Origin of the sequence: Bacillus sp. LBA3-1-1.1 (assembly GCF_040676495.1) — a bacterium.
GTDB lineage: Bacteria > Bacillota > Bacilli > Bacillales > Bacillaceae_G > Bacillus_A > Bacillus_A nitratireducens.
Genome location: NZ_JBEGIB010000005.1, coordinates 44176 through 66332, shown reverse-complemented (window position 1 = coordinate 66332; position 22157 = coordinate 44176). Strand labels below are relative to the sequence as shown.

The 22157-nt window shown below is 36.6% G+C and carries 19 protein-coding genes; 16 read left to right on the top strand and 3 right to left on the bottom strand.

Annotated elements, in window-relative coordinates:
• Positions 1 to 143: 143 nt before the first annotated feature.
• Entirely contained in the window at positions 144 to 1493 is a 1350-nt protein-coding gene (gene glpT, locus MRBLBA3_RS06100; protein WP_000466392.1) for a glycerol-3-phosphate transporter, read from the bottom strand.
• A 272-nt stretch (positions 1494 to 1765) separates the two neighbouring features.
• On the opposite strand from glpT, the gene MRBLBA3_RS06095 reads away from it, so the two are divergent.
• The 10 genes from MRBLBA3_RS06095 (at position 1766) to inhA2 (ending at position 13027) form a co-directional block, all read left to right on the top strand.
• Positions 1766 to 2224: a MarR family winged helix-turn-helix transcriptional regulator gene (locus MRBLBA3_RS06095; protein WP_001132371.1), complete on the top strand. Its 459-nt coding sequence runs from the start codon at positions 1766 to 1768 to the stop codon at positions 2222 to 2224.
• Between the two features lie 19 nt (positions 2225 to 2243).
• Positions 2244 to 3857, top strand: coding sequence for an MDR family MFS transporter (locus tag MRBLBA3_RS06090; protein ID WP_000437651.1), 1614 nt, complete (start codon positions 2244 to 2246; stop codon positions 3855 to 3857).
• A gap of 137 nt (positions 3858 to 3994) precedes the next feature.
• Positions 3995 to 4966, top strand: a complete 972-nt coding sequence (rbsR, locus tag MRBLBA3_RS06085) for a ribose operon transcriptional repressor RbsR (protein ID WP_044738636.1) — start codon at positions 3995 to 3997, stop codon at positions 4964 to 4966.
• A 13-nt stretch (positions 4967 to 4979) separates the two neighbouring features.
• Positions 4980 to 5876: a ribokinase gene (rbsK, locus tag MRBLBA3_RS06080; protein WP_001132838.1), complete on the top strand. Its 897-nt coding sequence runs from the start codon at positions 4980 to 4982 to the stop codon at positions 5874 to 5876.
• On the top strand, positions 5873 to 6268 hold the full coding sequence (gene rbsD, locus MRBLBA3_RS06075; RefSeq protein WP_000716138.1) for a D-ribose pyranase: 396 nt from the start codon (positions 5873 to 5875) through the stop codon (positions 6266 to 6268). Before rbsK ends, rbsD begins: the two co-directional genes overlap by 4 nt.
• An 18-nt stretch (positions 6269 to 6286) precedes the next feature.
• A complete protein-coding gene (gene rbsA, locus MRBLBA3_RS06070; protein WP_000546784.1) occupies positions 6287 to 7771 on the top strand; it encodes a ribose ABC transporter ATP-binding protein RbsA in 1485 nt (494 codons plus the stop codon).
• Positions 7772 to 7773: 2 nt separating this feature from the next.
• The gene (locus MRBLBA3_RS06065; RefSeq protein WP_001074640.1) at positions 7774 to 8709 is read left to right on the top strand and encodes an ABC transporter permease subunit; all 936 of its coding nucleotides are present in this window, start codon (positions 7774 to 7776) and stop codon (positions 8707 to 8709) included.
• Between the two features lie 14 nt (positions 8710 to 8723).
• Entirely contained in the window at positions 8724 to 9647 is a 924-nt protein-coding gene (gene rbsB / locus MRBLBA3_RS06060; protein ID WP_000758995.1) for a ribose ABC transporter substrate-binding protein RbsB, read from the top strand.
• Between the two features lie 38 nt (positions 9648 to 9685).
• The gene (gene fsa / locus MRBLBA3_RS06055; protein WP_000667669.1) at positions 9686 to 10333 is read left to right on the top strand and encodes a fructose-6-phosphate aldolase; all 648 of its coding nucleotides are present in this window, start codon (positions 9686 to 9688) and stop codon (positions 10331 to 10333) included.
• Positions 10334 to 10633: 300 nt separating this feature from the next.
• Positions 10634 to 13027 (top strand): M6 family metalloprotease immune inhibitor InhA2, encoded by a 2394-nt coding sequence (inhA2, locus tag MRBLBA3_RS06050; RefSeq protein ID WP_044738635.1) that lies wholly within the window; start codon positions 10634 to 10636, stop codon positions 13025 to 13027.
• A gap of 284 nt (positions 13028 to 13311) precedes the next feature.
• On the opposite strand, the gene MRBLBA3_RS06045 is transcribed toward inhA2, so the two are convergent.
• The gene (locus MRBLBA3_RS06045; protein ID WP_363380218.1) at positions 13312 to 14466 is read right to left on the bottom strand and encodes an MFS transporter; all 1155 of its coding nucleotides are present in this window, start codon (positions 14464 to 14466) and stop codon (positions 13312 to 13314) included.
• Between the two features lie 226 nt (positions 14467 to 14692).
• Here MRBLBA3_RS06045 and bdhA point away from each other — a divergent pair, with 226 nt between their 5' ends.
• The 6 genes from bdhA to MRBLBA3_RS06015 all read left to right on the top strand — a co-directional run bounded on the left by bdhA (position 14693) and on the right by MRBLBA3_RS06015 (position 20984).
• Positions 14693 to 15745: a (R,R)-butanediol dehydrogenase gene (bdhA, locus tag MRBLBA3_RS06040; protein WP_000645834.1), complete on the top strand. Its 1053-nt coding sequence runs from the start codon at positions 14693 to 14695 to the stop codon at positions 15743 to 15745.
• Positions 15746 to 15863: 118 nt separating this feature from the next.
• Positions 15864 to 16208 (top strand): potassium channel family protein, encoded by a 345-nt coding sequence (locus tag MRBLBA3_RS06035; protein ID WP_000948238.1) that lies wholly within the window; start codon positions 15864 to 15866, stop codon positions 16206 to 16208.
• Positions 16209 to 16472: 264 nt separating this feature from the next.
• Complete coding sequence (gene cerA, locus MRBLBA3_RS06030) at positions 16473 to 17324, top strand: phospholipase CerA (RefSeq protein WP_000730988.1); 852 nt, start codon at positions 16473 to 16475, stop codon at positions 17322 to 17324.
• A 76-nt stretch (positions 17325 to 17400) separates the two neighbouring features.
• Positions 17401 to 18402, top strand: a complete 1002-nt coding sequence (gene sph / locus MRBLBA3_RS06025) for a sphingomyelin phosphodiesterase (RefSeq protein WP_000837529.1) — start codon at positions 17401 to 17403, stop codon at positions 18400 to 18402.
• 108 nt (positions 18403 to 18510) lie between these two features.
• Entirely contained in the window at positions 18511 to 19683 is a 1173-nt protein-coding gene (locus tag MRBLBA3_RS06020) for an amino acid deaminase/aldolase (protein WP_000373783.1), read from the top strand.
• On the top strand, positions 19671 to 20984 hold the full coding sequence (locus MRBLBA3_RS06015) for a D-arabinono-1,4-lactone oxidase (protein WP_363380211.1): 1314 nt from the start codon (positions 19671 to 19673) through the stop codon (positions 20982 to 20984). The genes MRBLBA3_RS06020 and MRBLBA3_RS06015 overlap by 13 nt, the downstream gene beginning before the upstream one ends.
• Before the next feature lie 7 nt (positions 20985 to 20991).
• Here MRBLBA3_RS06015 and MRBLBA3_RS06010 read toward each other — a convergent pair whose 3' ends face one another.
• The gene (locus MRBLBA3_RS06010; protein ID WP_000128008.1) at positions 20992 to 22143 is read right to left on the bottom strand and encodes a VanZ family protein; all 1152 of its coding nucleotides are present in this window, start codon (positions 22141 to 22143) and stop codon (positions 20992 to 20994) included.
• Between the last annotated feature and the right edge of the window lie 14 nt (positions 22144 to 22157).

Genomic DNA, 22157 nt, shown 5'->3' with positions numbered 1-22157 from the left:
AAGGATGAAAACCCTTTTAAAACGCTAACAATTATGGGTTGGATTGATAAATTATTTGTAATAAAAAAGTACTATATGTAGAAAAAAGAGAGGCGTTCTGGAAAGAACTGTCTCTCTTTTTTTTGTAAGTATAATATTAGTGTTTAAGCTTGTTTTGGTTTTGCAGATCCTGTATTTAAAGTAAGAGCAAGGAAGAACATTGCAAGCACACAAGAAGCAAGGAGTAAAATGAACCCGCCGTCCCATCCGAATCCATCTACAATAAAGCCCATAGCTGCGCTAGCAAAAGTAGCTCCGCCTAGATAACCGAAGAACCCCGTTAAACCAGCGGCAGTTCCAGCAGCTTTTTTTGGTGCTAAGTCTAGTGCGTGTAGGCCGATTAACATAACAGGCCCATAAATTAAAAATCCAATGGAAACAAGTGCGATACTATCAATGATTGGGTGACCGGCAGGGTTTAGCCAGTAAACGAGAACGGCAATGAATACACCGACCATAAATAGAATACCAGCAGGTGCGCGGCGCCCTTTAAACAGTTTATCACTCATCCATCCACAAAGAAGTGTACCTGGAATACCAGCCCATTCATATAGAGCATAAGCTGTACGTGAGCTACTATGAGTAAAGCTTTTTTCTTCTACTAAATAAGTAGGAGCCCAGTCTACAACGCCGTAACGAACGAAATAAACAAAAACGTTAGCGATAGCGATGTACCATAAAAACTTATTGTTTAATACGTATGTAAATAAAATTTCCTTTACCGAAAGCTCGCGTTCACGGTCCTCTACTTTTTCCTCTGATGGATATTCCCCAGTATGTTCTTCAATAGAAGGTAATCCGCAAGATTGAGGTGTATCTCTCATCGTAATTAATACATAAATCCCAACTAAAATCGAAAGAATACCTGGGAAGTAAAATATACTTTTCCAGTCATTTGCAAAGAGATATAAGCCTAATGTAACGAGAGAAGGCATAAGTGCGCCACCGACATTATGAGCGACGTTCCAAATAGACATTTTTGTACCACGTTCACTAATCGAGAACCAGTGAACCATCGTACGGCCACAAGGAGGCCATCCCATACCTTGTACCCATCCATTTAAAAACTGAAGGACAAACATAAGTATAATGCTCGTTGTAATGAAAGAAAATGAGCCGAAAATAATATTAATGATACCTGATAAAAATAGCCCAGCTGCTAAAAAGTAGCGAGGATTACAACGATCGGATACGATACCCATAAGAAATTTACTTAATCCGTAAGCGATTGATACTGCTGAAAGGATAACCCCAAGTTCCCCTTTACTAAAGCCTTGTTCGATTAAGTATGGCATTGCGAGTGAAAAGTTTTTTCGAACAAAGTAGTAACCCGCATAACCGATGAAGATACCTAAGAATACTTGTAAACGTAATTTACGATATTCGCTATCAGTACGATCAGTAGGTAAGCGTTCTGCATGGGGCGCAGGTTTAAATAATTGTGTGAAAAACATAAAATGAAAATCCTCCCCTAATTAATTGGAAGCGTTTTAAGACAGAGAGAATACAAAAAGGCCATGAAATATAAAAAAGTTCCCCTTTTTTATGATTCATAGCCGTATACTCCGATTCTCCGTGACTGTCAATATTAACTTCGACGAAAATTATACAACTTTGTGACAAAAATGTAAACGTTTTTATAAATAAAGTTGTTGACGTAGTTTGTTTGTGGGATTAATATTTAAATACGTTAAATATTTTATTGCTTAAATAAGAGGTGGATAACATGCCAAATGATATGACTCATATTGATAAGATTCAAGCTCTTACATTCGCTATAGGAAAGAAAATGCAAACAGAGCTATTGGAACAAATGCAAGCATCAGGACTTACACCACCGCAGTTTTATATTTTAAAGATTTTAGATCATTACGGAGCTTCAAGAGCGACACAATTGGCGGAGAAAATGTACGTGAAGCCGAGCGCGATTACAGTAATGATTGATCGTTTAATTGATCATGGGTTAGTAGAGCGCTATCACGACGATAATGATCGCCGCGTTGTTATCATTGAGCTAACGAAAAAGGGGAAAACTACAGTAGAAGAAGCGATGGCGGCTCGTAATGAGCATATTGCAAAATACTTCTCACACTTAGAATTACAAGAGAGGGAAGATTTGTTACGCCTCTTTGAAAAGCTAGAAACAATTATTTGCGGGACACAAGAGAAAAAAGAGAAAAACTAAGAGGAATTGAGGAGATTACATGGAGCAACAAGAAAATCAGAATAGAAAGTTGTTGTTAATCGGTTTAGTAATCGCAATGCTATTTGCTGCATTGGACGGAACGATCGTTGGTACAGCAATGCCCCGTATCGTCGGTGAACTAGGCGGATTAAGTTTAATGACATGGTTAACAACAGCTTATATGTTAACATCAACAACGGTTGTACCGATTGCAGGTAAATTAGCGGATTTACTTGGGCGTCGTAACGTATATATAGCAGGATTAATTATCTTTATGGTTGGTTCAGCGTTATGTGGTATGGCAAACGGTATGACAGAATTAATTATTTTCCGTGGTATTCAAGGTCTTGGTGGCGGTATTATGATGCCAATGGCTATGATTATTATCGGAGATATGTTCACGGGAAAAGAACGTGCGAAATGGCAAGGGATTTTTGGCGCTTTATACGGTCTTGCTTCTGTAATTGGACCACAGGTTGGTGGTTGGATTGTAGACGCAGTGAACTGGAGATGGGTATTCTATATTAACTTACCAGTTGGTATTTTAGCGACAATCTTTATTGCAATGGGATTAAAAGCACATAAACAAACAGGACCAATTAAAATTGATATCGCTGGAATCTTCACGATGATTCTCGGTGTTGTAAGTTTATTACTTGCGTTAACGTTTGGCGGGAAAGATTATGCATGGGGTTCTTGGCAAATTATCGGGTTATTTGCACTAGCTGCAATTGGTATTGTTAGCTTTGTTATCGTTGAAACGAAGGCTGAAGAACCAATTTTACCGATGCACTTCTTTAAAAACCGCACATTTACACTACTGAATGCGATCGGTTTCTTTATGAGTATCGGAATGTTTGGAGCAATTATGTTCGTACCGTTCTTTATGCAAGGAATTGTAGGCGTAAGTGCTGCTGAATCAGGAACGATTATGACACCGATGATGATCACAATGATTGTTATGAGTATTATCGGTGGTCAGCTTGTATTAAAAATTGGTGTGAAACCACAAATTATTACAGGGATGCTTATTATGGCTAGTGGTTTCTGGTTATTAACAACGATGGATATGCATACAACTAAGCTTACCGCTACTTCTTATATGATGGTTATCGGTTTAGGAATGGGTCTTGTTATGCCGATATTAACATTAGCATTGCAAGAAAGCTTCCCGAAAAAAGATCTTGGCGTTGTAACATCATCAAGTCAATTCTTCCGTCAAATCGGTGGAACATTCGGTATTACAATTTTAGGATCAATTATGAATAACACTTCAGGTACAACGTTAACAAATAAATTAGTACCTGTATTAGACACATTCCCAAAAGAAGCGGGACAAATGGTAACAAAATTTAAAGATATGATTCATACAGATCCACAAAGTTTATATTCTATGCTATTTAGTCCAGAGGCATTAAAACAAATGCCAGAAGCATTTTCTAATAGTATCGTACCAATTTTGAAAAGCTCTTTAGTGGACTCACTTCATACTGTATTCTTAACAGGATTGGTATTTATCGTAGTAGGTGCTATCTTTACGATTTTCTTACAGAAAATTAAACTGTCTGACCGTAAAAAAGGTGCTGAAGAGCCTGCTGTAGAAGAGAAAGAACAAACGGTATCATATTCGTAATGAAAAAGCATCGCCTTATGGCGATGCTTTTTTGAGTATAACCTTAAAAGCTTTTTAGTGAGAAATGATTGACGTATTTTTATAAATGCGTTATATTATTTTGTGTAAACGGTTACATGAAATGAGGAGAAAAGAGAATGAGTACGATTAAAGACGTTGCAAAATTAGCAGGGGTATCTGTTGCGACCGTTTCCAGAGTGTTAAATAAAAATGGATATGTTCATGAGGATACATTAAAAAAAGTAGAGCGAGCAATTGAAATGCTAGATTATAAACCTAGTACAGTAGCACGTTCTTTATACAATAAAAAATCTCGTTTAATTGGCTTAGTTGTTCCAAATATCGTGAATCCATTCTTTCCAGAAGTTGCACGTGCCGTAGAAGATGTAGCATATAAACAAGGTTACACAGTTGTCCTTTGTAACTCTGATGAAAATTTAGAAAAAGAGAAACAATACATTGATGTGCTTAGACAAAATAATGTGGATGGGTTTATTGTGGCAACGAATCCACAAAATAGTGTTAATTACATGAATTTGTCTATTCCAGTTGTTGCGATTGACCGTATGTTTAATGAGCGAATTCCTACTGTATATGCAGATAACTATGCAGGGAGTCAGGCGGCGACAAAGTTATTAATAGACAAAGGGTGTAAACATATTGCACATATTCGTGGACCGCGTGATGTGAGCACAGCTAATGAACGTTTTGAAGGTTTTGTAGACGTTATTACGCAAAATAATCTTTCTTATATGATTGCAGAGAGTACATTCGATCCAGCTAATAGTGAACAGGTCGCGGTGGAATTATTGGAAGAATATCCGCATATTGATGGAATTGTTGCTGGGAATGATTTAATTGCAATCGGCGTTGTAAAGGCTGCACTTCAAAAGGGGATTTCTATTCCAGACGATTTACAAATTATCGGATTTGATGGGATTTCTTTAACAGAAATGATGTATCCATCTATTACAACTGTTGCACAGCCAATTTATGAAATGGGGAAAATTGCAACAGAGCTGTTGTTAGAGCAGATGGAAGGAAATCCATTAGAAGAGAAACATTATCGTTTACCGATTGAAATTATAGAACGAAATACAACGAAGTAAGGAGATGAGACAGATGCCAAATATTGCAGTAGTAGGTAGTATTTCAATGGACTTAGTGGCTGTTTCAAAAATACGGCCGAAAGCAGGAGAAACAGTAATTGGTGAAGCGTTTCATACGATCCCAGGTGGGAAAGGAGCCAACCAAGCAGTTGCTGCAGCTAGATTAGGAGCAAATGTAGCGATGGTTGGTGCAGTAGGAAGTGATGATTACGGGACAGTAGTTAGAAGAAATTTAGAGAATGAACGCGTTTTTATCGACTATGTGGTACCGGTTACAGATAGAACAACAGGAATCGCTCATATCGTTTTAGCAGAAGAGGATAACAGTATTGTTGTCGTACAAGGAGCAAATGCTCTTGTAAATGAGTCGATTGTAGATCGTTCAAAAGACCTTCTTGTAAAAGCAGATATGGTTGTTCTTCAACTAGAGATTCCGCTTGAAACAGTAAAATACGTTCTGGCTATTTGTGAGGAACATAAAATTCCAGTTATGTTGAATCCGGCTCCAGCACAAATTTTATCAGAAGATATTTTAGAAAAAGCGACTTATATTACGCCGAATGAGCATGAGTGCCGCATTGTATTAGATGATTTCACATCACCAATTGAAGAGTTACTGGCTAAATATCCAAATAAGCTATTGATGACAGAGGGGTCTAATGGTGTTCGTTTCCATAACGGAACGGAAGTTGTTCAAGTTCCAAGTATTGCTGTAGATGTAGTAGATACGACTGGAGCTGGTGATACATTTAACGGCGCGTTAGCAGTTGCGCTTTCTGAAGGAGAAACACTTCAAAAGGCTATTCGTTTTGCTAATATTGCTGGTGGTCTTTCTGTAACAAAACTTGGGGCACAGGGCGGTATGCCGACGAGAGATAGAGTACGTGAAGTGCAGGTGATTGTCAGATGAAAAAGCATGGTGTATTAAATAGTGAAATCGCGGCAGTCCTTGCTTCACTTGGACATACAGATACGATTGTAATTGCTGATTGCGGGTTACCTATTCCTGATGGAGTAAAACGAATTGATTTAGCAGTTGAAATTGGAAAGCCTAGCTTTTTAGACGTATTACAAGTAGTTGCTGATGATATGGCAATTGAAAAAGTGACGCTAGCAGAAGAAGTCATTATGAATAATGAAGTGGTAAATAAAGAAGTTGAGATGCGCTTAATAGAGCCAGCATTTGAATATGTGTCTCATAAGGAATTTAAAGAGCATACAAAGAGAGCGAAGGCGATTATTCGTACAGGAGAAGCAACGCCTTATGCGAATGTTATTTTACATGCAGGCGTGATTTTTTAATAAAGGGATGTGATGAGAATGCATATTGAAATGAAGAATATTTCAAAAGCGTTCAGTGGTAATCCTGTTTTAAAAAACGCACAGTTTACGATTGAAACAGGAGAAGTCCATGCATTGATGGGGGAAAATGGAGCGGGGAAATCAACGCTCATGAAGATTTTAACAGGTGTATACAAAAAAGATGGTGGAACAATCACGATTGATGGACAAGAACGAACTTTTAAAAATGCGAAAGAAGCAGAAGAGTACGGTATTGCATTTATACATCAAGAATTGAACATATTATCGAACTTAACAGTAGCTGAAAATATGTTTCTCGGTAAAGAGTTAATGTATGGGAAGACAGGTATTTTACGTACGCGTCAAATGAACGCGATTGCGCAGCAGCAACTAGCGGAATTAGGGTTACATGTAAAAGGCGCTATGTTGGCAGGAGAGTTATCGGTTGGACAACAGCAAATTATCGAAATTGCGAAAGCATTAATGACAAATGCGAGCGTTATTATTATGGACGAACCTACAGCAGCATTAACGGATCGCGAGATTGAAACGCTGTTTACTGTTATTAATAAATTACGTAAAGAGGGCGTTTCATTCGTTTATATTTCACACCGGATGGAAGAAATTTTTTCAATATGTGATGCTATTACAATTTTGCGTGATGGAGAATATGTAGGGAAAAGATTAATTCCGGAAACGTCATTTGATGAAGTAGTTAGTATGATGGTGGGCCGCAGTATTGGTGAACGTTACCCAGAGCGCAATAGTCAAATTGGTGAAGTGATTTTTGAAATGCGTAACGGAACGAAAAAAGGAAAATTTGAAAATGTTTCGTTTCAAGTTAGAAAAGGTGAGATCCTTGGCGTTGCTGGTTTGATGGGAGCCGGTCGTACGGATATCATGAAAGCAATATTTGGATATGAACCGCTCGATTCAGGACAAATTTTTATGAATGGACAAGAAGTGAAAATTGATAGTCCGATAGATGCGATTAGACAAAGAATAGCTTTCATTACAGAGGATAGAAAATCTGAAGGGTTAGTGTTAGATTTTTCCATTCGAGAAAATTTAGCTTTACCGAATTTAGAAAGTCTTTCAAAGGGAAGTGTCCTTAGTAACGAACTAGAACAACAGTTTACAGCGGATATGATGAAGCTACTTAATGTGAAAGCATCTAGTGGAGAGCAAGCTGTAAAATCTCTTTCTGGTGGAAATCAGCAAAAGATTGTAATTGCAAAATGGCTAGGTATTCATCCGCAGTTACTCATTTTAGATGAGCCAACAAGAGGTGTAGATGTTGGGGCTAAAAAAGAAATTTACTCTATTATGAATAAGCTTACTGAGCAGGGTGATGCCGTTATTATGGTATCGTCTGAGCTTCCAGAAGTTTTAGGAATGAGTGATCGTGTCCTCGTTATTCATGAAGGGAAAATCGGAGGTATTTTAGAGAAAGATGAGGCATCACAAGAGTCTATTATGGCACTAGCTACAGGGGGAGAGTAAGGATGGCTAAGAAGGGGAATGTATTACAACAACTCGGTTCTTTAATTGGGTTAGTATTAATTATCGTCGTAATTACAGCTTTAAATCCAGCATTTATTGAAATTCCAAATTTATTTAATATACTGCGTCAAGTATCGATTAATGCGCTTATTGCATTCGGAATGACCTTTGTAATTTTAACAGGGGGTATTGACTTATCGGTAGGTTCTATTTTAGCATTATCAAGTGCACTTGTTGCCGGAATGATGGCAAGTGGCATGGACCCGTTCCTTGCGATGGCAGTTGGATTATTAGCAGGTCTTGCAATGGGGATTGTGAACGGTATCATTATTGCGAAGGGAAAAGTAGCTCCGTTTATTGCAACTTTAGCAACAATGACTATTTTTCGCGGGTTGACGCTTGTTTATATGGACGGACGTCCGATCACTGGTCTTGGTGATCATTTAATGTTCCAAATGTTTGGCCGTGGTTATTTCCTTGGTATTCCTGTGCCAGCCGTTACAATGATGATTGCTTTTGCAGTACTGTACTTTATTTTAAAGAAAACAACGTTTGGTCGCCGTACGTTTGCGATTGGTGGAAATGAAGAAGCAGCAGCTTTATCAGGTATTAATGTTACGAGAATTAAAGTAATGATTTACGGTCTTTCCGGAATTTTGGCAGCGCTTGCAGGTATTGTCTTAACATCAAGGTTAGATTCTGCACAGCCGACTGCTGGTACTTCTTACGAATTAGATGCAATTGCTGCAGTTGTGTTAGGAGGAACGAGCCTTTCAGGTGGAAGAGGATGGATTGTTGGTACATTCATCGGTGTGCTTATTATTGGTGTACTAAATAACGGTTTGAATTTATTAGGTGTATCTTCTTTCTTCCAACAAGTTGTAAAAGGACTTGTAATCTTACTAGCTGTACTAATTGATCGTCGAAAAGAAGCGTAATGGAGGGGCAATTCATGAAAAAATGGTTACTGATACTCGTTGCATGCATCATGGTAGTTACTGCTGGTTGTTCAATGGAACCACCAGAATGGGCAAAGGATTCTAGCGATAAAGGTCGAAATAAAACTATTAAAGTTGGATTTTCTGTTTCAACTTTAAATAATCCATTTTTCGTTACGTTGAAAAAAGGTGCAGAAAAGAAAGCAAAAGATAGCGGCATTGAATTAATTGCTGTTGATGCACAAAATGATGCAGCGAAGCAAACAAACGATGTTGAAGATTTAATTCAAAAAGGTGTCGATGTAGTTGTTATTAATCCAACTGACTCAGATGCCGTTGCTTCAGCGGTAAGTGCAGCTAATGCAGCTAATGTTCCTGTTATTACAGTAGACCGAGTTGCGAATTCGGGTAAAGTTGTTTCTCACATTGCTTCTAACAATGTCGAAGGTGGTCAAATGGCTAGTGATTACATTCGGGAGTTAGTTGGTGAAGGAACAAATGTTGCTGAGTTAGAAGGAATCCCTGGATCGTCTGCTGCTCGTGAGCGTGGGAAAGGATTCCATAACGTAGCTGATAAGTCTTTAAAAGTAGTAGCAAAACAAGCAGCTGATTTCGATCGTGCAAAAGGATTATCCGTTATGGAAAATATTTTGCAAGCAAATAACGATATAAAAGCAGTGTTTGCTCATAACGATGAAATGGCATTAGGCGCACTTGAGGCATTGAAATCTGCTGGTAAAACAGATGTGGTTGTTGTTGGATTTGATGCAACAGACGATGCTGTAAAAGCGGTTAAAGATGGGCGCATGGCAGCAACAGTCGCTCAAAAACCGGAATTAATCGGAGAGAAGGCGATGGAAACAGCGAAAGAGATAACACAAGGTAAAAAAGTGGACAAATTTATTCCGATTGAATTAGAGCTTATTAAGAAAAAATAAATAAATATAAAATGAAAATTAGGAAGGAAGAATAACAAATGAAATTTTTTATTGATACAGCAAACATTAACGAAATTAAAGAGGCAAATGCATTAGGTGTAGTAGCTGGAGTAACGACAAACCCATCACTTGTAGCAAAAGAAGGCGTAGATTTCCATGAGCGTATTCGTGAAATTTGCAGCTTTATTGAAGGACCTGTAAGCGCAGAAGTAATTAGCTTAGAAGCTGATAAAATGATTGAAGAAGGAAAAGAGTTAGCAAAAATCGCTCCAAATGTTGTTGTAAAAGTTCCAATGACAACAGAAGGCTTAAAAGCAGTAAAAGCATTCTCAGATTTAGGAATTCGTACAAACGTTACATTAGTATTCTCAGCAGTGCAAGCATTACTTGCAGCTCGCGCTGGTGCGACATATGTTTCACCATTCTTAGGTCGCCTAGATGATATCGGTCATAACGGTATGGACTTAATTCGCCAAATCGCAGAAATCTTTGCAATTCACGGCATTGAAACAGAAATCATTGCAGCATCTGTACGTCACAGTGTTCACGTAACAGAAGCAGCATTAAACGGTTCACATATTGCGACAATCCCAGCAAACGTAATCGCTTCATTAGTGAAGCACCCATTAACAGATCAAGGAATTGAGAAATTCTTAGCTGATTGGGAAAAAACACAAGAGAAATAATATGAAATGGAGAACCCAAGTTTAATTAACTTGGGTTCTTTTTTTTGTTTGAAAGAATTTTCATGCAATTGTGCATATTGACTTTTAAATTTTTAATATAAGCTATTTAATATATAACAAATCACTCTTTATTTTTTATATTTCGATATAAAAAGATAGAGGGTCTGACCAGAAAACTGGAGGGCATGATTCTATAACAGAAAGCTTATTTCTTATAGAATCATGTTTTTTATTATACAAGGGAGGATAGATTACGTATTTTCACCTGAAGTTTAAAATTGATACAAGGGGATGATTAAGATGAGAAAAAAAGCGCCATTTAAAGTGTTGTCATCATTAACGATCGCAACACTCATTGGATGCTCAGCTGTAATGAGTGCTCCGTTAGCATATGCAGAAACGCCAGCAAAAGAAAGTGTGTCTACAACGCCAATTGATCATAACTTAATTCAAGAAGATCGTTTAGCGGAAGCGCTGAAAGAAAGAGGAACAATTAATCCAGCCTCTTCTAAAGAAGAGACAAAAAAGGCTGTAGAGCAATATATTGAAAAGAAGCAAGGGGATCAGGCAAATAAAGAAATTCTTCCAGATGATGCGACTAAAGAAGCATCTGATTTCGTAAAAAAGGTAAAAGAAAAAAAGATGGAAGAAAAGGAAAAAGTAAAGAAAGCTGAAAAGAATGTTAGCCCTGATCAAAAGCCGGAGCCAAATAAAAAACAATTAGATGGGAAAGTTCCAACTTCTAAGGCGAAACAAGCTCCATATAATGGACCTGTCCGCAATGATAAAGTGTTAGTGTTACTCGTTGAGTTTAGTGATTATAAACATAATAATATTGAGCAAACACCGGGCTATATGTACTCGAAAGATTTTAGTAGAGAACATTATCAAAAAATGTTATTTGGTAATGAGCCTTACACATTATTTGATGGTTCGAAAGTAAAAACATTTAAGCAATATTATGAAGAACAGTCTGGTGGTAGTTATACGACAGACGGATACGTAACAGAGTGGTTAACTGTTCCAGGTAAAGCTGCTGATTACGGTGCTGATGGTAGTAGCGGTCATGATAATAAAGGACCAAAAGGCGCACGTGATTTAGTGAAGGAAGCTTTAAATGCGGCAGCTGAAAAGGGATTAGATTTATCTCAATTTGATCAATTTGACAGATATGATACAAATGGTGATGGTAATCAAAATGAATCTGACGGTGTAATTGATCATTTAATGGTAATCCATGCTGGTGTTGGTCAAGAAGCTGGTGGCGGTAAATTAGGCGATGATGCGATTTGGTCACATCGTTCAAAATTAGCAAGAGATCCAGTAGCGATTGAAGGTACAAAATCAAAGGTAGATTACTTTGGTGGAAAAGTAGCGGCTCATGATTACACAATTGAACCAGAAGACGGTGCAGTAGGTGTGTTTGCACACGAATTTGGACATGACCTTGGTTTACCAGATGAGTATGATACGAATTATACTGGAAATGGATCACCTGTCGAAGCTTGGTCATTAATGAGTGGAGGTAGTTGGACAGGAAAAATCGCAGGAACAGAGCCAACTAGTTTTTCACCACAGAATAAAGATTTCTTACAAAAGAATATGGGTGGAAACTGGGCGAAAATTTTAGAAGTAGATTACGATAAAATTAAGAGTGGTGTAGGCGTTCCTACATATATTGATCAAAGTGTTACGAAATCAAACCGTCCAGGTGTTGTACGTGTCAACTTACCAGGTAAGAGTATTGAAACAATTAAGCCTGGATTTGGAAAGCGTGCATACTATAGTACAAGAGGCGATGATATTCATACGACATTAGAAACACCATTCTTCGATTTAACAAAAGGAACAAATGCAAAATTTGATTATAAAGCGAATTATGAACTAGAAGCAGAGTGTGATTTCATCGAAGTACATGCTGTAACTGAAGATGGAACGAAAACATTAATTGATAGATTGGGAGAAAACATAGTCCAAGAAGATAAAGATACAACAGATGGAAAATGGATTGATAAATCATACGATTTAAGTCAATTTAAAGGGAAGAAAGTTAAACTACAATTCGACTATATTACAGATCCAGCTTTAACATATAAAGGTTTCGCAATGGATAATGTAAATGTAACAGTTGATGGACAAGTAGTATTTTCAGATGACGCAGAAGGACAGTCTAAAATGAAGTTAAATGGATTCGTTGTTTCTGATGGGACAGAACAGAAACCCCATTATTATTATCTAGAGTGGAGAAACTATGCTGGATCAGATAATGGATTAAAAGCGGGAAAAGGTCCGGTGTATAATACAGGTCTTGTCGTTTGGTATGCAGATGATAGTTTCAAAGATAACTGGGTTGGGTTACATCCAGGTGAAGGCTTCCTTGGTGTTGTAGATTCTCATCCAGAAGCGATTGTTGGAAATTTAGGCGGGAAACCAGCATACGGTAATACTGGAATTCAAATTGCAGATGCTGCATTTTCATTTGATCAAACACCTTCATGGAGTGTAAATTCATTTACACGAGGACAGTTTAATTATACTGGATTACAAGGTGTCACAACGTTTGATGATTCAAAGGTATACAGTAATAAGCAAATTGCTGACGCAGGACGAAAAGTTCCAAATCTTGGACTTAAATTCCAAGTTGTTGGACAGGCAGAGGATAAGTCAGCAGGCGCTGTTTGGATTAGACGTTAATAAAGTAAAAGCACATTCTTCATATGAAGAGTGTGCTTTTATATTTGTACAGTAAGTTATTATTTCAGCTTATGTAATACAAGCGTTTGTTCATATATAGTGTAGCAAATTATGTGGGGAAAAGAAATATTTCCGAGGAAATTGTCGAAGTATCGTTGGTATTTATAGACTTTCTTTTTTAAAGGAAGAATGTAGTATTGCTTTTATACATAAGTTTATTTACAGTATTACTTGGTTATATGCAAAAGTAATATATATTAGGCGAAAAAAAGACAATGACGGAATTAACCCATCATTGCCTTTTTTACTTTGCTTCTTACGTAAATCATACCGGCAAATGTTAATAAGAATGCAGTTCCGATAACGAAGCTAGCGCTAGGTGATGCCCCGATTGCTCCAACTGTAAAGGACCCAGCAACAACTCCTAACGAGAAGAATGCATAAAACAATCCGAATGCTTTCCCGCGATTATTATCTGTCGTATTTTCAACAAGTAAAGCATTAATTGCTGGGAAGAGGATAGCGAACCCAATTCCATAAATCATCATAACGATAAAGAGCATGCCCTTTGTTGCAAATAATCCGAGTAAAGATAATGCTAGTGCCATTACTGCAATCCCGATTAGCATTAGTTTTGAACGATTAAATCGATCGTAAATGCGATTTGTTGGCAGTAAGAAGAAGAGGATAGCGGTAATTCCAAATACACTTAACATCATGCCTGTTGTAGATGCTTTAAGTGCTAACGCCTCAACTTTTACTGGTAACATATAAGTGACAATTCCTTGTGAAAACATTAGTGTGAAAGCACCAATATATGCTTGTAATAACGGTTCTGATTTCAATAGTTCAATCATATCTTCTTTGTTCATCATTTGAGTTCTTGATGTATCTTTTCTTGATACGTTATTTGGTAAGAAGAATAGAGATACGATTGTACCAAGGACCATTAAAATAGAAATAGTAATGAACACCCACTCTATACCAGCTGTTGCTTTCATAATGCCGCTGAAAGCAGGTCCTACGATTGCAGCTGTTCCAACAGCAGCACCAGATAGAGCCATCGCCTTACCTTGCCTTGCTGAATTCGTTTGTTTTGATAAAAACGTAAAAGCAGCTGGAATTAAAAATCCATCACTAAAACCGTGCATTAAGCGCAAAACTAATAGTTGTTCACCACTTTGAACAACGGTGTATAACAAGACTATGAAACTCGTAAATCCCATGCTTATATAAAGTATTTTTTTTGCACCAAATTTATCGACGGCAGCGCCAGCGATAATATTACCGATCATATTCGCGAATGAGTACATACCGACAACTAGCCCAATAATAAGAGGAGTTCCGCCAAGACTTTGAGCGAACGTACTCATAATAGGTAATTGTGAAAATGTATCTAGGAACGCTACGATAACAATAAAGTAAATAAAATATTTCAAGCGATATTCACCTCTCCTATGCTATTATGGCATAATGCTAATTTCAACCGCAATGAAATTAGCATTAACAGATGTGGAAAAAAGTACAAAGTGACAAAATATTGAACTTTATTTGTTAAAATTTAGTGGAAATGAGATTGTTTTTTTGAAATATATGGATAGAAGTATTATAATAGATTGGTAAACTTCACCAGGTTAAGTATATACGTAGAGAGGGATGTATAAAATGAAAGCATTACTTTGGCATAATCAACGCGATGTACGAGTAGAAGAAGTACCAGAACCAACTGTAAGACCAGGAGCAGTTAAGATTAAAGTGAAATGGTGTGGTATCTGCGGAACAGACTTGCATGAATATTTAGCAGGACCTATTTTTATTCCAACAGAAGAGCACCCATTAACACACGTAAAAGCACCGGTTATTTTAGGTCATGAGTTTAGTGGTGAGGTAGTTGAAATCGGTGAAGGCGTTACTTCTCATAAAGTGGGAGATCGCGTCGTTGTAGAACCAATTTATTCTTGTGGTAAATGTGAAGCTTGTAAACATGGACATTACAATGTTTGTGAACAACTTGTTTTCCACGGTCTTGGCGGAGAAGGCGGCGGTTTCTCTGAATATACAGTAGTACCAGAAGATATGGTCCACCATATTCCTGATGAAATGACGTATGAACAAGGTGCGCTTGTAGAACCAGCAGCAGTAGCAGTTCATGCAGTACGTCAAAGTAAATTAAAAGAAGGAGAAGCTGTAGCAGTATTTGGTTGTGGTCCAATTGGACTTCTTGTCATTCAAGCAGCTAAAGCAGCAGGAGCAACTCCTGTTATTGCAGTTGAACTTTCTAAAGAACGTCAAGAGTTAGCAAAATTAGCAGGTGCGGATTACGTATTAAATCCAGCTACTCAAGATGTACTAGCAGAAATTCGTAACTTAACAAATGGTTTAGGTGTAAATGTGAGCTTCGAAGTAACAGGTGTTGAAGTAGTACTTCGTCAAGCGATTGAAAGTACAAGTTTTGAAGGACAAACTGTAATTGTTAGTGTATGGGAAAAAGACGCAACAATTACGCCAAACAACCTTGTATTAAAAGAAAAAGAAGTTATCGGTATTCTTGGATACCGTCATATCTTCCCAGCTGTTATTAAATTAATTAGCTCTGGCCAAATTCAAGCAGAGAAATTAATTACGAAAAAAATCACAGTGGATCAAGTTGTTGAAGAAGGATTTGAAGCACTTGTAAAAGATAAAACACAAGTGAAAATTCTTGTTTCACCTAAATAATAGAGAATAGTAAAAAGTAGCCCTTTTCTAGAAATAGAAGAGGGCTACTTTTTTTCTATACAGAAAGGTGATAGACTTTCCTTTAACTAAAGGTATTTTGTTTGGAAGGGGAAGTCGAATGCTTTCATTTATGTTGACATTGAAACGGATGCTAAAAGCCTGTTTACGAGCGTGGAAAGATAAAGAATTTCAAGTATTATTCGTATTAACATTTTTAACATTAACATCTGGTACGATTTTTTATAGCACAGTTGAAGGATTACGTCCTCTTGACGCTTTATATTTTAGTGTGGTCACGTTGACGACTGTCGGTGATGGGAATTTTAGTCCGCAAACTGATTTCGGAAAGGTATTTACGATCTTATACATATTTATCGGGATTGGATTAGTGTTTGGATTTATTCATAAATTGGCAGTTAATGTGCAATTGCCAAGTATATTATCGAAAAGAAAAAAAGAGTAAAGCGGTTAATCGCTTTACTCTTTTTTTACATTAGTTTAGACAAGTATTTGCAGTAGCTTAACAATACTTTATTACAATGTAAGTGCATTCATTCATTACGTTCACTATGTATAAAGTTATAGTGATATGAACATTTGCATATTTTAATTAAATAATAGAAATTCGGTGGAAGGTGGGATATTCTAATCATAGGTTAACCGAAAGACATCGTAGGATCCAAACAAAATATTTACAATAACTCAACTATAAAATGGAGGATTTCATATGAAAAAGAAAGTGCTTGCTTTAGCAGCAGCTATTACGTTAGCAGCTCCGTTACAAAATGTAGCTTTTGCACATGAAAATGATGGAGGGAATAGAGTACAGATTATTCAATATTGGTCCGCTGAAGATAAACACTCAGAAGGTGTAAATTCTCATTTATGGATCGTGAATCGTGCAATTGATATTATGTCCCGTAATACGACAATTGTAAAACAAGATCAAGTTGCACTATTAAATGAATGGCGCACAGATTTAGAAAATGGTATTTATTCTGCTGATTATGAAAATCCTTATTATGACAATAGTACATTTGCGTCGCATTTCTATGATCCAGACGATGGAAGTACATACATTCCACTTGCAAAGCAAGCGAAGGAAACTGGAGCTAAGTATTTTAAATTAGCTGGTGAATCTTATAAAAACAAAGATATGAAACAAGCATTCTTCTATTTAGGGTTATCTCTTCATTATTTAGGAGATGTAAATCAACCGATGCATGCAGCAAACTTTACGAATATTTCTTATCCACAAGGATTCCATTCTAAATATGAAAACTTTGTAGATACAATTAAAGATAATTACAAAGTAACGGACGGAAATGGATATTGGAACTGGAAAGGTACGAACCCTGAAGATTGGATTCATGGGGCGGCAGTGGCTGCGAAGCAAGATTACCCTGGCATTGTAAATAGTAATACGAAAAGTTGGTTTGTAAAAGCTGCTGTATCACAAAGTTATGCGGACAAATGGCGTGCTGAAGTTACACCAATGACTGGTAAGCGATTAACGGAAGCGCAACGTGTAACAGCTGGATATATTCAGCTTTGGTTTGATACGTACGGCAATCGTTAAGTATTGGGGAAAGGTCAAATCTCAGAATAGAGAATTTGGCCTTTTTATCACTATACAATACATGGGGGTATGACTCGTGAAAAGTAAATTGTTAAAAGTTGTACTTAGCTTTGGAATGAGTCTAGCAGCTTTATATAGCGGATCTTCCGTTCAAGCAGAAATGTCCACAAATCAAAATGATACGTTAAAAGTTATGACGCATAATGTGTACATGCTATCAACAAACCTATATCCCAACTGGGGACAAAGTCAGCGTGCGGATTTAATTGGAGCGGCAGATTATATAAAGAATCAAGATGTTGTTATATTAAATGAAGTGTTTGATAATAGTGCTTCAAATCGCTTATTAGGAAATTTGAAGAAAGAATATCCAAATCAAACGGCAGTATTAGGTCGTAGTAGTGGAAGCGAGTGGGATAAGACGTTAGGAAACTATTCATCTTCGACTCCTGAAGATGGAGGTGTAGCGATTGTGAGTAAATGGCCAATTGTTGAAAAGATCCAATATGTATTCGAAAAAGGCTGTGGACCAGATAACTTATCAAATAAAGGATTTGCATACACAAAAGTTAAGAAAAATGATCGTTTTGTACATGTGATTGGGACTCATTTACAAGCTGAAGATAGTATGTGTGGAAACACTTCGCCAGCATCTGTACGTACAAAACAGCTACAAGAAATTCAAGAGTTTATTAAAAATAAAAATATACCAAATAACGAGTATGTGTTAATTGGTGGAGATATGAACGTAAATAAAATAAACGCTGAGAATAATAGTGATTCAGAGTATGCATCTATGTTTAAAACATTACACGCTTCTATTCCAACTTATACTGGACATACAGCGACTTGGGATGCGACGACAAACAGTATTGCGAAATACAATTTCCCCGATAGCCCTGCCGAGTATTTGGATTATATTATTGCAAGTAAAGATCATGCGAACCCATCGCATATAGAAAATAAAGTGTTACAGCCGAAATCTCCACAATGGACTGTTACATCATGGTTCAAAAAATATACGTATGATGATTATTCTGATCATTATCCAGTAGAGTCAACTATTTCTATGAAATAGTCCTAAAAAGTTTCTTCTTAAATAGGAAGAAACTTTTTTATTTTGTAGAGGAAATTTAAACTTTCTTTCCAATATGTATAAGACATATATAGAAGAGGAGAGAAAAATGTGGATAGAGGAATTTTTAAGGAAGTTCCATTACCGTGTGCATTTTTAGATGAAGTGGCTTTAGAGAGAAATATTCAATCGATTATAGAGTTAAGTGGAGATAAGAAGATTCGTATAGCGAGTAAATCATTACGCTCTGTTCCAATTATGAAAAAGATTTTAGCGGCAAATGATCGATTTCAAGGTATTATGTGTTTTTCCCCTAGAGAAGCTTTGTTTTTAATTGAACAAGGATTCAATGATTTATTGCTCGGATATCCTGCGTATGATGAAAGAGCTTTATATGAAATTAGTTTGCTAACAAAGCAAGGGTTCATTATAACTTGTATGGTGGATTGTGAAGACCATGTTGTTTATTTAGAAAAAATTGCTGAGAAGTCTAAAGGGTGTTTTCGTGTTTGTTTGGATATTGATATGAGTAGTCGTTTTTTTCAATTTCATTTTGGGGTAAACAGATCACCGGTAAAAGATGTGCAGAGTGCTTTGAAAATAGTAGGAAAGGTGAAGGGCTCATCATATTTAATACTAGATGGTGTAATGGGATATGAGGCTCAAATTGCTGGGGTGGGAGATCATATACCTAATCAATGGATGAAAAGTAAAGTGGTTTCGTGTTTAAAGAAGAAATCAGTATTAGAGGTTAAAGAAAGAAGAGGACGTATCGTAAAAGAAATACAAAACCTTGGTATTAAACTAAGATTTGTAAATGGGGGAGGAACAGGAAGTATAAAAACAACTGAGCAAGATAACTCAGTTTCAGAGATTACAATAGGTTCTGCTTTTTATTCCCCGAAACTATTTGATTATTATAAAGAAGTACAATTTCAGCCAGCTGTCGGATTTGCTTTACCTGTTGTGCGTAAACCAGCGCCGTTTATTTATACTTGCCTCGGTGGTGGATATATTGCTTCAGGCGCAGTTGGTAAAGATAAAGAGCCTGAGATTTGGAGGCCGGGTGGTGCAAGACTATTAGCGTTAGAGGGTGCTGGTGAAGTGCAAACGCCAATTTTTTATAACGGTGAGGAACGAGTGGATATAGGAGATTCTATCTTGTTTCGCCATAGTAAAGCTGGAGAGTTATGTGAACGCTTTCCTATTTTGTATCGAGTTAAAAAAGGAGAGATTGCTGGGGAGTATTCAACATATCGGGGGGATGGACAATGCTTTCTATAAAGGGACAAAAATGGAGAAATTGGACAGGGAATGTAGAAGGAACACCGCATTATACGATGTATCCAGAAAGTATACAAGATGTAGTAGAAGTTGTAGGGCTTGCACGAAAAAAGGGAAAGAAAATTCGTGTTGTCGGTTCAGGGCACTCTTTTACACCTCTCGTGCAAACGGAAGAAATTTTAGTTTCTTTAGATGAATTGAAGGGCATTGCAAATATTGATGCAGAGAAGATGGTTGCCGAAGTATGGGCAGGAACAAAGTTATATGATTTAGGGAAGTTACTTGAGGAAAAAGGTTATGCGCAAGAGAATTTAGGAGATATTGATTCACAATCTATTGCTGGAGCGATTAGTACGGGTACTCATGGGACGGGTGTTACATTTGGGAGTTTATCAACACAAGTTATAGAGATTACGGCAGTTTTATCAACAGGTGAGAGTATAGTTTGTTCAGAAACCGAAAACGTTGAATATTGGAAAGCATTTCAGTTGTCGCTTGGAATGCTAGGTATCATTGTAAAGATAAAATTGAAAGTTATCCCAGCGTATTCGCTCGTTTATGAAAGTGAAAAGCAGTCATTATCTACTGTAATGAACAAGCTAGAAGAATATAAGAAGAATCGTCATTTTGAATTTTTCGTTTTTCCTTATTCAGATGAGGTGCAAGTGAAATTTACAAATGAAACAATGAGTAAAGAAAGTGATTTGAAATGGCATAAACTAAAGGTAGAGTTACTTGAAAATAGGATGTTCTCTTTGTTATCTAAAGGGTGTAAATGGTTTCCTTCTATAAGTAAAGCAGTAAGTCGATTATCAGCTAAGGCTGTGCCAAACACAAAAATAATAGGCCCGAGCTATGAAGTGTTCGCTACATCACGTACGGTTCCATTTTATGAAATGGAGTATAGTGTCCCTTCAAAGTATATGAGGGCTGCTGTAGAAGAAATTTCAAATCTTATTGAAAAGAAAAGGTATAAGGTGCACTTCCCGATTGAATGCCGGTATGTGAGAGGTGATGATATATGGCTCAGTCCAGCGTATGGAAGAGACTCGGTATATATCGCCGTTCATATGTATAAAGGTATGAAGTATGCCGCTTATTTTGGTGAAGTGGAGAAAATTTTTCTAAAGTATGAAGGACGTCCACATTGGGGGAAAATGCATACGTTAACATACGAAAAGTTACAAAACATATATCCAGAATTGCATTCGTTTTTAAAAATGAGGAAGTCACTAGATGAAACAGGAATGTTTTTAAACCCTTATACAGAAAAGTTATTTACGATTATGAAAAAAAGCTGACAATGTATTACTTGTCAGCTTTTTTTAGTATGATCGCATTTCTTGTTTGACTAATGTGTTCGTAAAATAGTAACTTATCACGGCTAAATACATGTAATAAAACATGAATGATAAATAGACCGTTAATTACGAATTGGAATAACAGTATAACTAGTAATACTAAAGGCTCTGTATGATTTAAAATAGAACTACTAGAAAGAATATAATTGATTCCACCTAAAATAAAGTAGAATATACCGTAACGAATGAATAATTCCTTCATAGTAATACGCTCTGATTTCCCTTTAACATAAATACGAAGTAATGCTTTCCCAATTGTTTTTCCGTTCGTAAAGTATGGAATGATAATAAAGTAAATAAAGATTGAACATGTAATGAAAATGAGTTCGTATATATTTGTGTAAGATTGGATATTAGAAATAAATATAGAATTCCCTTTATTTTTAATGACTGGTACAACGATAGATAAGAAAATCCAATCAATTTGCATAGCAATCAAACGACGTACAAAACCAACTGGCTTTGTTTCCAGATTAATACGACTATCTAATTCACTTGTTTTGGGAAGGAAATACGTAAATATTGGTGCAATAATAAAGCCAATGACGCCTCCTAATGTGTTTAAAAATAGGTCATCAATATCAAATAAGCGATATGCACAATTATAAATACCATATAATCCAGTTACTTGTGTTAATTCAAAGAACAGTGAAAGGAAAAAAGAAATGCACACTGTTTGTAAGAAGCTACGTCGGAAATAATAACGTAAGTACATACCAAATGGAACGGTTAGTAGAACGTTAAAAGCGACTTGTAAAAACGCAGATTCCTTTAATAAATAGAAGTAGGTAGCTGGCTTCGTTAAAATTGCCGAGGTATGATTACTAATCTCTTGTATGAAATAAAATGGCGAGAGTTGCATGTGCTGTGTATTAGCCGGTTGTAGGCTACAAGTATCATACGTTTGTGGTAATGGCAAAATCACAAGAAAATAGGCATTTAATAAGTAAAGTAATAATGAATATAAAATAAATGAACGCCATTTATTTAAATAACCGTATTTCCGATAATTAAATATTAAAAAAGGGATTAATAGAAACATTGCTAAAATAGGAAATAAAATAAATGCTGTTTTTATTGGAAATAAATATGCAGTCAAAATGAAGCTCCTTT